Annotated in this window: 14 protein-coding genes and 3 tRNA genes; 7 read left to right on the forward strand and 10 right to left on the reverse strand. The window is 68.4% G+C overall.

Annotation, left to right across the window (positions count from 1 at the left end):
* Window positions 1-570: IS3 family transposase (locus tag VGV13_06300; protein HEV8640692.1), on the forward strand; the 570-nt coding region annotated here is incomplete at its 5' end.
* Between the two features lie 235 nt (window positions 571-805).
* Here the strand turns inward: VGV13_06300 and VGV13_06305 are convergent.
* From VGV13_06305 to VGV13_06335, 7 genes are all read right to left on the reverse strand, one after another.
* A tRNA-Pro gene (locus VGV13_06305) sits at window positions 806-882 on the reverse strand.
* A 2-nt stretch (window positions 883-884) separates the two neighbouring features.
* Window positions 885-1,481, reverse strand: a complete 597-nt coding sequence (gene rdgB / locus VGV13_06310) for an RdgB/HAM1 family non-canonical purine NTP pyrophosphatase (protein HEV8640693.1) — start codon at window positions 1,479-1,481, stop codon at window positions 885-887.
* A 13-nt stretch (window positions 1,482-1,494) separates the two neighbouring features.
* On the reverse strand, window positions 1,495-2,226 hold the full coding sequence (gene rph, locus VGV13_06315) for a ribonuclease PH (GenBank protein ID HEV8640694.1): 732 nt from the start codon (window positions 2,224-2,226) through the stop codon (window positions 1,495-1,497).
* Between the two features lie 6 nt (window positions 2,227-2,232).
* Complete coding sequence (locus VGV13_06320) at window positions 2,233-3,654, reverse strand: N-acetylmuramoyl-L-alanine amidase (GenBank protein HEV8640695.1); 1,422 nt, start codon at window positions 3,652-3,654, stop codon at window positions 2,233-2,235.
* A 42-nt stretch (window positions 3,655-3,696) separates the two neighbouring features.
* Window positions 3,697-4,056, reverse strand: a complete 360-nt coding sequence (locus tag VGV13_06325; protein ID HEV8640696.1) for a phosphoribosylpyrophosphate synthetase — start codon at window positions 4,054-4,056, stop codon at window positions 3,697-3,699.
* The gene (locus tag VGV13_06330; protein HEV8640697.1) at window positions 4,049-4,357 is read right to left on the reverse strand and encodes a hypothetical protein; all 309 of its coding nucleotides are present in this window, start codon (window positions 4,355-4,357) and stop codon (window positions 4,049-4,051) included. Before VGV13_06330 ends, VGV13_06325 begins: the two co-directional genes overlap by 8 nt.
* Before the next feature lie 469 nt (window positions 4,358-4,826).
* Entirely contained in the window at window positions 4,827-5,708 is an 882-nt protein-coding gene (locus tag VGV13_06335; protein HEV8640698.1) for a universal stress protein, read from the reverse strand.
* A gap of 255 nt (window positions 5,709-5,963) precedes the next feature.
* Between VGV13_06335 and VGV13_06340 the strand changes: the two genes are divergently transcribed.
* Window positions 5,964-7,241, forward strand: coding sequence for an amino acid permease (locus VGV13_06340; protein HEV8640699.1), 1,278 nt, complete (start codon window positions 5,964-5,966; stop codon window positions 7,239-7,241).
* A 292-nt stretch (window positions 7,242-7,533) separates the two neighbouring features.
* Here the strand turns inward: VGV13_06340 and VGV13_06345 are convergent, their stop codons facing one another.
* Together VGV13_06345 and VGV13_06350 are read right to left on the reverse strand one after the other, a co-directional pair.
* Window positions 7,534-7,731, reverse strand: a complete 198-nt coding sequence (locus VGV13_06345; GenBank protein HEV8640700.1) for a hypothetical protein — start codon at window positions 7,729-7,731, stop codon at window positions 7,534-7,536.
* Window positions 7,732-8,441: 710 nt separating this feature from the next.
* Window positions 8,442-8,732, reverse strand: coding sequence for a hypothetical protein (locus VGV13_06350; protein ID HEV8640701.1), 291 nt, complete (start codon window positions 8,730-8,732; stop codon window positions 8,442-8,444).
* A gap of 430 nt (window positions 8,733-9,162) precedes the next feature.
* Between VGV13_06350 and VGV13_06355 the strand changes: the two genes are divergently transcribed.
* The 3 genes from VGV13_06355 to VGV13_06365 all read left to right on the forward strand — a co-directional run bounded on the left by VGV13_06355 (window position 9,163) and on the right by VGV13_06365 (window position 9,930).
* Window positions 9,163-9,654 carry a hypothetical protein gene (locus VGV13_06355; protein HEV8640702.1) on the forward strand — a complete coding sequence of 164 codons (492 nt, stop codon included), beginning with the start codon at window positions 9,163-9,165 and terminating at the stop codon, window positions 9,652-9,654.
* A 37-nt stretch (window positions 9,655-9,691) separates the two neighbouring features.
* Window positions 9,692-9,798 (forward strand) — tRNA-OTHER (locus tag VGV13_06360).
* Window positions 9,799-9,844: 46 nt separating this feature from the next.
* Window positions 9,845-9,930: transfer RNA gene (locus VGV13_06365), tRNA-Pro, on the forward strand.
* A gap of 55 nt (window positions 9,931-9,985) precedes the next feature.
* Here the strand turns inward: VGV13_06365 and VGV13_06370 are convergent.
* A complete protein-coding gene (locus VGV13_06370) occupies window positions 9,986-10,921 on the reverse strand; it encodes an IS1595 family transposase (protein ID HEV8640703.1) in 936 nt (311 codons plus the stop codon).
* A gap of 497 nt (window positions 10,922-11,418) precedes the next feature.
* Here VGV13_06370 and VGV13_06375 point away from each other — a divergent pair, with 497 nt between their 5' ends.
* Both VGV13_06375 and VGV13_06380 read left to right on the forward strand, forming a co-directional pair.
* Window positions 11,419-12,390: a hypothetical protein gene (locus VGV13_06375; GenBank protein ID HEV8640704.1), complete on the forward strand. Its 972-nt coding sequence runs from the start codon at window positions 11,419-11,421 to the stop codon at window positions 12,388-12,390.
* Entirely contained in the window at window positions 12,387-13,403 is a 1,017-nt protein-coding gene (locus VGV13_06380; protein ID HEV8640705.1) for a hypothetical protein, read from the forward strand. Before VGV13_06375 ends, VGV13_06380 begins: the two co-directional genes overlap by 4 nt.
* The last annotated feature ends 232 nt before the right edge of the window (window positions 13,404-13,635 follow it).

Here is a 13,635-nt window from a genome sequence, read left to right on the forward strand (position 1 = left end):
TACGGCCGATGGCTCTTCGGCATCGTGGACGCTCCTTTCCGCCCCAACGATGGGGTGTCCACGAAACCGGGTCAACTCCAGTGGGTCACCGATATCACCTACATCCCCACCGGCGAGGGTTGGCTCTACCTGGCGGTGATCGTCGATCTCTGCTCCCGTTTCGCCGTCGGCTGGGCGATGAGCGAGCGCGTCACGGATGATCTGACGCTCGACGCGCTCGGCATGGCGCTGGCGCGGCGGCGGCCGGCGGCGGGGCTGGTGCATCATTCGGATCGTGGCAGTCAGTACGCGAGCGGCGACTACCAGCGGCTGCTGGAACAGCACGGGATCGTCTGCAGCATGAGCCGTCGGGGCGACTGCTGGGACAACGCCGTCGCCGAGAGCTTCTTCGCGACGGTGAAGGTCGAGCTCGTCCACGACGCCGCGTGGGCCACGCGGGCCGCGGCGCGCACCGAGCTCTTCGACTACCTCGAGCTCTTCTACAACGGACAGCGGCGACATTCCGCGCTTGGCTATCTCAGCCCCCGAGCGTTCGAGCGGCGGCGCGAACAGGCAGCATTGGCGACTTAACCCAGGTGTCCACGAAACCGGGGCAAGTCCAAGTGCTCTTGCGGGGGCGCCGAGGCGTCTCTGCGGCGTCCGCCAGTCATAGAGGCAGACCAGCCCGCTCAGGGTGGGAGCCAGTGCCGGGTCCACACGTCTCCGGGCCCCGCTACTTTTCCCCCTTGCGCAGGCTGGGGTGTGCGTGAGAAGAGTGTTCCCGCACAGAACCCGCACAACGGCGGCGCGGCAGGGCTCGTAACTGTGGTCGGGGTGAGAGGATTTGAACCTCCGGCCCCCTGCTCCCAAAGCAGGTGCGCTACCGGGCTGCGCCACACCCCGAATCAATCTCCGAAGGCAGCAGTATAGCATTCGCTCAGCAGGCGTCGGGCGGCGCGCAGGGCGCGGGCCCGGTGACTCACCTGCGCCTTCTCGTCAGGCGTGAGCTCGGCGAACGTCCGGCCGAGCGGCGGATAGTAGAAGAGGGGGTCGTACCCGAAGCCCCCGCGCCCGCGGGGCTCCGTGAGGATCAGGCCGTCGGCCACGCCCTCGACCACGCGCTCGGCGCCGCCGGGATGCACGAGCGCAATCACGCAGCGGAAGCGCGCCGTCCGCTCCACCTCCGGCACCTCTCGGAGCGCCTCCAGCAGGCGCCGGCACCGGCCGGCGTCGTCGAGCCCCGGGCCGCCGAACCGCGCCGACCGCAGGCCGGGGGCGCCGCCCAGCGCGTCAACCTCGAGCCCGGAGTCGTCGGCCAGCGCGAGCGCGCCCGCCGTCCCCGCCGCGGCGCGTGCCTTCAGCAGCGCGTTCTCGGCGTAGGTCCGCCCGGTCTCGTCGGGAAGGGCCGCGCCGGGCAGCTCGCCCAGCGCCCGGATGTCGAAAGGCAAATCCGCGAGCAGGGCAGCCAGTTCCCGGGCCTTGGCGGGATTCAACGTCGCCAGGACGAGGCGTGGCCTAGAGCCGGAACGTCCGCTCGTCGCGCCTCTCGAGCGCCCGCCGCTGCAAGGCCACCAGGCGGCGGATGCCGACGCTCGCCAGCCCCAGCATCTCGTTGAGCCTCGCGTGGCTGAACGTCAGGCGCTCGGCGGTGCCCTGCACCTCGACAAACTCTCCCGCCCCCGTCATCACCACGTTCATGTCCACCTCGGCGGCCGAGTCTTCGGCATAGTCGAGGTCCAGGATCGCCAGTCCTTCGACGACGCCGACGCTGACCGCCGCCACGCAGTCGCGAATGGCCACCACCGGCTCGACGCCGGGCATCCGGCCCAGCGCGTCGGCGACGGCCACGAAGCTCCCGGTGATGGCGGCGGTGCGGGTGCCGCCGTCCGCCTGGATCACGTCGCAATCGACCCACACGGTGCGCTCGGCCAGCTTGCTCCGGTCGATCACGGCGCGCAGCGCCCGGCCCACCAGCCGTTGGATCTCCTGGGAGCGTCCGCCGGGGCCGCGATTCTCCCGCGGCATCCGTGTGTTCGTCGCGCGCGGAAGCATCCCGTACTCCGCCGTCACCCAGCCCAGCCCCTGTCCCTTCAGGAACTGGGGGACCTTGTCCTCGATCGAGGCGGTGCAGACCACCTTGGTCGCGCCGAACTCCACCAGCACCGAGCCCTCGGGGTGCAGCAGGAAGTCGCGCGTGATCGTCACCGGACGGAGCTGGTCGTGGGCGCGGCCGTCGGCCCGCGGCATCACGGATCAGCGCGGGCGCTCGACGAGCGCCCGCATCCGCTGGGTCCAGTAGCGCTTGTACTCGGCCAGGCCGGCCAGAATGGCGCGGGCGATCTCGTCGCGATAACGGCTGTCCCTCAGCTTCCGCTCCTCCCGCGGGTTGGTCACGAAACCGATCTCGATGAGGATGGCGGGCATGGCGGCGCCGCCCAGCACGTAGAAGCCCGCCTGCTTGACGCCGCGGTTGGGGATGCGCAGCGACTGGGTCATCGAGTCCTGGACGATCCCCGCCAGCCGCGACGATTCCATCTGGAACTCCGACTGCGCGAGGTCCCAGAGGATCGCCTTCACGGCGTCGACACGCCCTCGGGCCGCCGGCGCCTCCAGCTGGATGACGCTGTTCTCGAGCGCGGCGACCTGGCGGGCGCCGCTGTCCGTCGCCTCCGAGGACAGGAAGTAGGTCTCGACGCCTTCCGACACCGCCTGGCGGTGGGCGTTGGCGTGGACCGACACGAAGAGGTCCGCGCGCTCGCGGTTAGCCAAGCTGGTGCGATCGCGCAGCGGCACGAAGTAGTCCCCATCGCGCGATAACAGGACTCTGATGCCGAGCCGCTCCTCGACCAGGCGCGCCACGCGCCGCGTGATGGCCAGCACGAGGTCCTTCTCCATGAGCCCGGTCGGCCCCTGGGCCCCCGGATCGTTACCGCCATGCCCGGCATCGAGCACGATCAGGCGTAGCGGCGTCGCCTCGGCGCGCTCCTCACCCCCCTGCTCGGCGGGACGCCGGAAGTCCAGGACCAGCCGGTGCGGATCAGCCAGCGCCATCGTCTGCATCTCGCCGGCCGCGCCCTCGAAAATCACGCGCAGGACGACGTCGGGCCCGACCGTCTCCAGGCGCGCCTCGGCGACGAACCCATCGTGGATCTCCTCAACGCGAGCCTCGCCCGCCAGCGAGGCCACGCGGACCCGCGCCTCCTTCGGTCCACCCTGCTCGATCCGGTACGTGACCGGCCCCGACGTCTCCAGCACGACCCGCGTGAAGGAGGGGTACGACCGGAACCTCAGCTCCTTGAGGGTCACCGACTGGACGGCGGTCCGCGGCAGCGCCGAGGGGGACGCCGACGTCAGACGCGGCAACACCCGGCCCACGAACATCTCGGGTACCAGCCACACCCCCGCCTTGACGCGCACCGGCGCGTCGAGCACGAGCGGCTTGCCGTCGACGATCACGTGCGACCAGTTCCGCGTGAAGGTAACGACGTGGCCGGGGGTCCTCAGATAAGCGCGGGTGCTGCTGGCGGTGGTGTCGAGCCTGGTCTCGAGGCTGGCCGCGAGGCGGTCGAGCTCGACGTAGGTTCGCCCGTCATGCCGCACCGTCGGCAGGCCAGTCCCGGCGCCCGCCGCCGGGAGCAGGAGCAGGACGATCGCGAGGCCACACCAGAGCCGCATCAGGCGCCCATTGTAACAACGCCCCGGACGGGCCCGGATGGTTTAAAGGGATGGCCGAGGCCGGCCCTCACGGACTGGCGGAACCGCGTTACGAAGCGCGACACCTTCTATGAACTCGCCCACACGTGGGTCTGCGTAGACGCCAAAGGCGTCGACCAGCGTCCCGCGGATGCCGCTCCGTGTTTCGATGGCATAGATGATTGACATGTCATCGGGGTCGGAGACGCCCTCGAAGCGGTGATACTCCGCAATCATTGCCTGGTCCGCAGGGAACCTCTTCGCGCTCCCCACAGCCCGCAGCCCCCCGTCGACCACCATGAACTGTTCGGTGTAGCCCCGCCTAGTCAGATCGTCCATCACGCCGGCCAGGGTTACAGCTTCCGTCGGAGCTCCCTCAGCCATCAGAGGACGCCCGCCCCTGGCGCCCCCGGCAGGGCGCCGGGACGTACTCGACGGCCAGCCGTGTGCGGGTGGGCTGGGGGAAGAGGCCCATGAACTGGTACACCTCCTCGGGCATCTCCGTGCTGACCGGCAACCCGAGCGCCTTCGCTTCGTCGGCCGTAATCCCGTAATCGTGGGTCCAGGTGCCCGTGGCCAGCTTCTCGGCCAGCGCTGCGGCCTGATCCGCCGCCATCCGCTCGGCCAGGAGGTCCTGGATCGCCCGCCGCGCCTGCGCGATGGCCTTGCGGGAAACGTCGGCCAGGCAACGGCAGCTCTACCTGGAACGGACCCTGGCGGATGCCGGCCGCGTGGTACACCGCCCCCTCCTCCTCCTGGCACGAGGGAAGCTGGCGGCGCCCTTCGACGACCAGCACGTCCTCGAAGAGCTGCCCCTCGAAGTCGTCTTCCTCGACACCGGCGAGGTCCACGACGACGTCGACCGTGGTCGCGGTCTCGTACATGTCCGCTTCGGGCCGCCAGCGGGCTTGCACGAGAAGGCGCAGGCGATCGTTCTCCCAGATGTCGCCGAACGGCCACGTCTGGCCCGGAGCGCACCACCATCGCGTAGCGGTAACTCAGGCGTCGGTAGCGCATCGCCTGATTCCTGTACGCCTCATGTTCTCACTTACGCGGCCGCGGTCAATCAGACGACCGACGGGAGCACAGCGCCGGAGCGGCGGCCTCCGCGGAGGCGTCCCCGCGGCTCGAGGCCGCCGGGTCACGGCGCGCGCTCAGCGCACGACCAAGACGGGCCCTCGGGACCCGCTCAAGACGCCTTCGGCGACGCTGCCGAGGAGCAGCCGCGCCACCCCACCCGTGCCCCGGGCGCCCACCACGAGCACGTGGGCACGGGCCACGCGGCCGGCGGCCAGCAACTCGTCAACCGGGCGGCCCCAGCGGATCACGCCGCGCGCGCGCCAGCCCGCCCGCTTCAGCAGGGCCGCCGCCACCCCGAGCTCACGCCGTACCGCGCGCATCTGCTGCGCGCGTACGGCGGCCATCTCCCGCGCGAGCACGCCACGCACCCCAGCCGGCATAAGACCAACCGCGGCCACCCGCACAGGCTCGAGCACACGCACCAGCGTCACGAGACCGCCGCGGGGAGGCCGGAGCCTGGCGACGAAGGCGAGCGCGCGTCGCGCGTTGACCGAGCCGTCCAGGCCCACGAGGAAGCGACTGACCGCCCGCGGCCGGCCCCGGACGACCAGCGTGGAGCAGGCGGCGCGGCGCACCACACCCCGCGACACGCTGCCGAGCACGAGGCGCCCCAGCGCGCCGTGGCCGCGGGAGCCGACGATGATGGCGCCGGCGCCGCGGCTCTGGGCCAGGATCGCCTCCACCGGTGGCCTGTCCATCACGACAACGTCGGCGGCCGGCCACCGCCGCCGGAGCGCGCGAAGCGCCCCGGCGGCGACGCGATTGAAGCCCTTCTCGAGCGCGGCCCACACCGGAGCCGACCACTCCGCGGCGACTGCTGGATAGAACCGCGCCACCACCCCACGGGCCTGCGCCCGGGCCGGCCACGGAAACGCGCTGGCCACCGCCACAGCGGCATACCCGTCGGCCGAGCCGTCGGTCGCCACCACCACCCGGAAGCCCCTCGCTCTCGCCATCGGTCTCTCCTCGTCGTCACTGCCCCGGCGGCTTGTGCGCGGCGAGCGGTGCTCGGCTCGGGCCGCCACGAACGCATCCGCGCCGGCGGGTGCGCAGCGCAACTGGCAGGGGGAGCCTATCAGGGATCTGGCGAGTTAGCCGGCAGCATAAATTAGGATCCAGTGCTGCGGCTCTGCGGTCGACCGGAGGTGCGACACGTTTGTCATGACAGCGGCCCGCTTCGGGGGGGCGACGAAAATTCCCCTACGCACGACATGAGTGACCCGCGGAGCGCGCCACCCGGCGCACCGCACTCTCTGCGGCGGACACTCGGAGTCTGGCGAGTCTCGCTCACCGGCATCGGCGTCATCCTGGGCGCCGGAGTCTACGCCCTGATCGGCCCGGCCGCCGCCGAGGCGGGAAACGCGATGTGGCTCGCCTTTGTCTTGGCCGGAGCCACCGCGGGTCTGACCGCCTACACCTACGCTCGCCTCGGAAAGCTCCGGCCCAAAGACTCGCCCGAGTTTCAGTACACGGCCATGGCCTTCGGGCCAACGACCGGGTTCGTGGCCGGCTGGCTCATGCTGGCGGCCGACCTGCTCGCCGCGGCGACGGTCGCCCTGGGCTTCGGGGGGTATCTGGCGCATCTGGCCGGCACGCCGGTGGCACTGAACGCCCTGGGCCTGCTCGCCGCCACCGCGATCGTCCTCTACGCCGGGATCGCGCGCTCGGTTGGACTGGCCATCGTCCTGACCTTCGTCGAGGCGGCCGGCCTCCTGTTCGTGATCGGCATCGGCATACCCTTCTGGCCGGGGACCGACTTCCTCGAGGCCCCGCGGGGGGCGGGCGGGATCTGGAGCGCGGCCTCTCTGATCTTCTTCGCATACCTGGGCTTCGACGAGCTGGGGAACCTCGCGGAGGAGATGCGGCGGCCCGAGCGCGACCTGCCCCGCGCACTCTTCATCTCGATGGTCGCGACGACGGCGATCTACGTGCTGGTCGCGCTCTCGGCCACCGGAGCCGTCGGCTGGCGCGATCTCAGCGTCTCGGAGGCACCGCTCGCGCTCGTCGCCCGCCAGGCGCTCGGGGCCCGCGCCGACGCCGCGCTGAGCATCATCGCCCTCTGCGCCACCGCCAACACCGTCCTGCTGCTCCTGCTCTCCGCGTCTCGATCGGTCTACGGCATGGCCTCGGCTGGCATGCTGCCTGGCGCTCTGGCCGTCGTCAGCGGCAAGACGGCGATCCCCCTGGTCGCGTCGGTGGTGGTCGTGGGGGGCACCGCCCCGCTCGTCTTGCTCGGGGACCTGGCGAAGGTGGCGGCGATGACCGATGCCGCCGTGCTCTCGAGCTTTCTGATGGTGAATCTGGCGCTCGTGTGGCTCAGCACCCGACGCGCCATCGAGCGCCGCCTCGCCGACCGGCTCCTTCCGGGCGCCGGTGGGCTCCTGTGCGTCTGGCTTCTGACGCACGCTGGCTGGGTCGGGCTCGCCGCCGCCGGGGCGCTCACGGTCGCCGGGCTGCTCATCGCTCGCCGAGCCAGGCCGGCGGGCTGAGAAGCTGCCAGCGATTCGATCTGGGCCGCATCGAGCTCGAACTTGGGCATATGGGCGTGGTGGTGCTGGCTCTCGGGGTCGCTCAGCCAGCAAAGCGCGATAGGTCTCTTGGCCCCGACGCTGGAGAGGGCGGGGCCGATGGGCGTGCCGAGTCGGCCGTCGGTGTTGCAGCCGTAGCAGCCCTGCGCGCGTAACAGCCGCTGGCCCTCGGCGGCCGAGCCAGACGCGGAACCTGCGGCCACCAGGCTCGAGACGAGCAGCGCGCCCGCCGACGCCAGGAGGACGTAGGTCTTCAGCGCTTCTTCTCCCGGGGCTTGCCGGCGGCCCAACGGACCCGGGGTCCCTCTGCGGCCTGAGAGAGCATGGTGTCCTTGCGCACGGCGACGCGGGCCGTCTTCCGGCGGCGGCGCACCTGCGGCGAGGACGCGACCTCCGCCGGGGGCCGACCGGCCTTGCGGGACCGGGCCTGTCGAGGTCCCGACTTTCTCATGTCCGCCTCCTAGAATCGCTGCTGATGATGCCCTGGGGCGAGTGGGGGCGATCGAGGACCGCCATCTCTCGTCGGCCGGATTGGCAGACCTGTTCTAAGTGGGTAAAGTGGTGGAGGCGGTGGGTGACGAACTTAACAGGTCACCTTGGGCCGCCACCGACGACCAGTTTCTGCCGCTACCCCGACCAAGCCGCCGATCCGGGGGCGGCGCATGACGGCGATTCTAACACCAGCGGGTCGGGAGCGGCCCTCAGAGCAGCGTGCCACGCTGGGGCAAGGGCTCTGTAGCCGCCCCAGCTGCGGACGCGTCTTCGAGCCACGGCGCTCCGGGGGGAGTCCACAAGAATTCTGCTCCCCGGCCTGTCGCCGACGGTTCAACGACGAGAGCCGCCGGGCGGCCCGCCGCCGGGCAAAGAAGAAGTTGGCGTCGAAGCGGGGCAGGACGCCGGGCTATTGGGGCTCGGGTATCGACATGGCCACCGGGCACCGGGTGCCGGTGGCGATGAGGACGCCCGAAGAGATGGTGACGCCCGCCGCCCTCGCGCCTGGTCCGTAGCCCAGTCGATCGACGTCACGCCCTGCCGGTCCTTCGTGGTGCAGCACCGGACTCCACGCCCCTGGCGTCGATTGGCTCGCCGCCCCAGGGCAACGACGCGGAACGTGCGGCCGGCGCTGCCGCCGCCAGGACCCTGAGTCAGCTTCTCTCCGAGCTACGCCTGCTCGCCGAAGGGACCCAGCACCCCGGCCCCAGAGAGCACCATCCCGGAGGCGACGGCCACCGGCGGCCCCTGAAGGGCGAGCTTGACGAAGGCGTCGTACTCTTGGTGAATCTTCTCCTTGGGCACGATGATCTCGCCCGCCCCGATTTCAAGCGCGGCGACCGGGGCCTTCTGGGTCCAGTAGGACTCCTTGAGGACGGGTCCCAGCGATAGGCCGCACAGGCTGTAGACCGCCATCGTCCTGACGTACTCGTGGATCTGCCCGAACCCGTCGTCGCTCATGCTCCGATACTAGCCCACTGGCGACGGTGATCAACGCCGCGATGCGGGCCCACTGGATTCAGTTGGAACCTGCCGGTGATTATGTCCTTCACAAAACCGCATGTGCCACCGGCCGACGCCCGGCCTTACTCATGATTTCCTCTTCTTCTTCAAGGCTTTAGCACGACGGTTCCGGTTGCTGGCCTTCTCCGTTTTCGGCGGAGGCGGCACCCGCAGCAGGGCAGCCAATGCCTGCTCGGGCGTCAGGGGATGGAGTGATATCCGACGATCACGAGCCATCTACTATCCCCACTGTATCCACACTTCTATCCACACCTGTCCACATCGTTTAAACAGTCCCCCCACGGGTCCACATCCCCCAGGGGCACCGGGGCGTGAGGGTACTTGACCCCGTATCTCGTATTGCACCGTGCCGGCGGTTGTGCGTAGAATGCTGGGCAAGATGGCGCGGCCGAAAGTCCCCACACGGCAGAAGACGCTCGATGAGGCAATCATCGAGAACCAGCGCCTCGCGGACTTCTACAAAGCCAAGGTCGATATTTTGCTCGAAGCTAAGCGCCTCATCGCTCATCCCGATCTTCGACCGACAAACGTCATCATCAAGCCGAAGCCCGCCAGCATCGCTTTGGCCACTCGTGCGCCCATCGTGACTGTCCGGCGAGCGCGCCGGGCGCATCCGAAGAAAAATCAGATCAGCCCGACGGGAAGCATCGGGCACTCGGTGGCCGTGCTGGAAGAGACGGGCGCCCCGCTGCACATCGTGAAGCTGCTGAACGCCATCGAAGCGCGGACCGGCAAGCGGCCAGCGCAGCACTCGCTCGTCGGCGCGATCTCGCAGTACGTGCGTGAGGGCCGGATTTTCTATCGGCCGTTGCCGAACACTTTTGGCCTGCTGAAGTGGCAGAAAGGACAGGTTAGTTAGGAAGGGGAACGGGACCAGCCGGTGCTGGACCCGTTCACGGGGAGTGGCGTAATTGGCAGGCGCAGCCGGCGAGTCTGGTAAGGGCGCGACCGGTCGCTTGAGTGCCGTAAGGCCAGCGTGGGGGTTCGAGTCCCCCCTCCCCGACCCCTCCCTTGAGGGCAGCGGCGTGTTGGAGTCGCGCCGCTTACACCGGGGTGTGGTGAAATTGGCAGACACAGGCGGTTTGGAGCCGCCCGGGTCGTGAGGCCCATGTGGGTTCGAATCCCACCACCCCGAGTTACCCTCGTTTTTCCTGTCAAAGAACAGACGTTCGGCCTGAGAATACACCCGCTTAGCCTCGGTTTACTAGTGGTTTGTAGGTCAGCCGCTTGCCTTCAGCCGATCTGAGAAGCTTTGCCGCTCGTTGGCCGTCGGTAAGCTTGCGCCCGTTGTAGCGGGCGTCAAACTCCGCCAAGTACCGCCAGAGATGATCTTCGCTGACGTGGTGGTACGTGCCGATGATGCCGCGCTTTAAGAGCGAGAAAAAGCCTTCGACGCTGTTGGTGTGCGCGCTGCCACGCACAAATTCCTGCGAGTGATGATTCACCGCTTCATGCCCGGCAAACTCCGTATCAAGACCCCGGTAAATCTGATTGGCGTCCGTCATGATCTCGGCGGACTGGCGGACATTCTTTCGGATGATGCCCTTGAGGGTTTCGCCCGTGACGCGCTTCACGGGAAAAGACCGGACCCGCCCTTTCCGCTCGACAAGTGACACGACGGCGGCCTTCGGAACTACCCTACGGCTTCCAATGTGCCTGTTTTCCGGCTTGCCGCCGATGTAGGTTTCGTCGATTTCGACCGTCCCGCGCAGCATACCGGACAGTGGTTCCTGAGTAGCCGCGTAGCGAAGCCGATGAGCCATGAACCAAGCGGTGCGATAGCTCACTTTAAGCCAGCGATGTAGGAAATGAGCGGACACGCCCTTCTTTGAAGAGGCCATCATGTTGACCGCCGCGAGCCACTTGCCAAGCGACACATGAGAATCTTCGAACACAGTGCCAACCGTGACGGTGAATTGCTGTTCGCAATCGCGGCAGCGAAGCACACCCTTACGCGTCGAACTTCCCGGCTGGGACGCAATCCGGTAGACATCCACGCTGCCGCACTTGATACAGCGGGGGCCGTTCGGCCAGCGGAGCCGTTCGAATATCTCGCGGGCCGTATCCTCGTCCTGGATTGCTGGCGCACGCTCAACGAAGTCAAGTGCCGGTTTCTCCCTCTTCATCGCCGCGCCCCCCTACCAACCAATTTCGTTCACTTCCGCGGCGAGTATGCGTCATTTGCTGGCTTTTGTCAAGTATATAATTACCAACCTGCCGGAGCGAGGCGGCCGCGCTCGGTGAGGGCCCGCCACTGTACGGACCAGGCTACAGGGCACGTCGCGGCGTCCCAGCGGGCGGGCTCCGATGCATCATCGGCGGCACATGTTCCTCTACTGGCGGGCCCTGCCACGCGATGATCGCTTGAGCGGGCGCGACTACTCCAACCGCCAGCGCCAGCGCACCCCTTGATCGCGGCTTCATGAACGCGGGCCGGGTGCGCGAGCTGATGTTCGACCTGCTTGAGCGCTTGGAGGGCGGGCGGAAGAAACCGAAGGAGGCCCCGGCGCCGGCGTAGAGAGTCGCCTGGCTGACCCGCCGCCTGCTCGTAGACGCCCGAGCGGGCGTGACACTGCCGCCGGTCCTTGACAGCGGGCCCCTCGCCCGGTAGCGTTCAACCAGCATGGCGGCCCCAAGCCTCTACTTTCACTCGCCGTGCTTCGACGGTATCGCCTCCGCCGTCCTCGCTTGGGACTTTCTTGAGACGCGTGGGGACTGGACGAACCCTATCCTTCGGGCCGTCAATTACGACCAGCGAGGGCACTGGCTGACGAGCCCACTCAAGGCGCCCGCAGCGGTCGTGGACTTTCTCTACCACCCCAACGCGAGCTTCTGGGCCGATCACCACCTTACGACGTTCCTCGACGCCGCCGCCCAAGCACACTTCTCCGGCCGGCGCGAGCCGTGGCTGCTCTACGATGCCGAGGCCGACTCATGCGCGGGCCTCCTCTGGCGGCGCTTCCTTGCCGACTTTGGCCATCGCAACGCGCTCTACGCTGACCTCGTCGCTTGGGCGGATAAGCTTGATGCCGCTCGGTACGAGTCCGTAGACGAGGCCATTACGGGTACCACGCCCGCCCTCCGCTTGGCGCTCGGCCTCGCTGCTGGCGACCCTGGCGACTACTGCGAGACACTGGTTCGGGCGCTCCGGGACCTCCACCTAGAGGAGGTCGCCAATCTCCCCACCGCGCGCGAGCGCTACGCGAAGGCTCGGGCCCTGTTCGATGCAGGCCTCGACCGGTTCAAGCGTGCTGCTCATCTGGAAGGGGATGACATCGTCGTCTTCGACGTGGACGCGACCGACGTGCTCGTGAGCCGCTACGCGCCCTACTACTTCTACCCCCACGCCCGGTACTCGATCGGCATCACGCGGTTGGCAGACAGCGCCAAGGTCACCGCCATGCGAAACCCCTGGTACGAGTTTCCGTCGGTACCATTAGGCCGGATCGCTGAGGGGCTGGGCGGCGGTGGCCATCAGCGGGTCGCCGCAGTCTTGCTCCAAGGAGAGCAGGCGGCTCACGCTGGAGCCGTCCTCTGCGACTTCCTCGCGGAGATCCGGAAGCACGAACGCCGCGGAGGCAGCCGGCCGCCGTGATCGAGCGGCTCAACTTCTACGATGTCTACGGCTACCTCCTGCCCGGTCTTGGGCTACTCGGCGTCATCTGGTTCCCGTTCTGGTTCGTGGCCCACTACGAGCTGCCAGCCGCCTGGTCTTCAGCCCTCGTCATCCTCGTCCTCGGATACCTCGCGGGCCACGCCCTCGCGCCGCTGAGCAGACTCGCCTTCCCCCATGGACGAGTGCTCCCGGCGACGCAGGGGCCAGGTACCGCGACGCCCGCATCGAAGGGACCGGCCATCCTCAAGCGGCGTGCTCCGTCCGACTATCTTCTGGATCGCTCCGACCCTACGATCGCGGAGAGCGTAAAGAGGGCACTCGGCGAGCTCATTCATCGGCGCTTCGGTATCGACGTCCTCGGGCCGGCGGAAATGCCAATGGAACCCGACAAACGGGAAAGAGCGGAAGCTGAGTTAACCAGGAGGCGCACGACGGCGTTCATGCTCTGTCGGCGCGCATTGCTCCAGCATAAGGTTGGTTCCTACGCCGAGCAGTTTGAAGGGCTCTACGCGCTGATGCGCGGCTGGACGACTGTAGCCTGGATGTCGGTCGTCTATCACCTTGGATGGATAGGAGGCCGATCAATTCCCGATCTGGTCCCCGTCTGGACGGCGGAGGCCGGGCTGGCGGCCGCCGGTGCCGCCGTCATTGCCTACGGTATCCACGACTATCGCCGCGAGCGGGACGTCCGCCGGCTCCGCAGACCACCGGTGTTGTATGATCCCTGGGGATTCCGCCTGGTGACGCTGGCGCTGTTTTTCTTCGGGGCGTTGGTGGAGACCCAAGTGCGTCCGGCGTCGGCACTCCAGTGGTCCACGGTTTACACGCTGGCCGGCGTAGCGGCCATCTCCGGAGTTCTCGCGCTCCGCTTCCACAGCGTCTACCACTACTTTGCCGGCTCCTTCGCCGAGACGGTCTACCGCGATTTCTATTCGCTCGAGCGCTACCAGCCGGGGACCGAGAGCGCTGGCGCGACTCGACGCGAGAGGTAGTTCTCTATCCAACCGTCGGGCCGAGCGCCCGCCAGGGCGCTTCCCCCCGGCCTTTCCCCTACGTCTCCCACGCCCCGCGTCGCACCGCGCGCTAGCCCAACTTCCGCAGTTGAGTAGGTGGCCGGCGCGGCCCCGCGGGCCGCGCCGGTCGCATCTCTCGCCGCCGTCGGCAGCGCAATCTCGAAATCGGCGTGTAGTGGCGACCAAGTTCGTTGACTTCGTCGGCCGCTAT

It is taken from the genome of Candidatus Methylomirabilota bacterium (assembly GCA_036001065.1).
Classification (GTDB): domain Bacteria; phylum Methylomirabilota; class Methylomirabilia; order Rokubacteriales; family CSP1-6; genus MNEF01.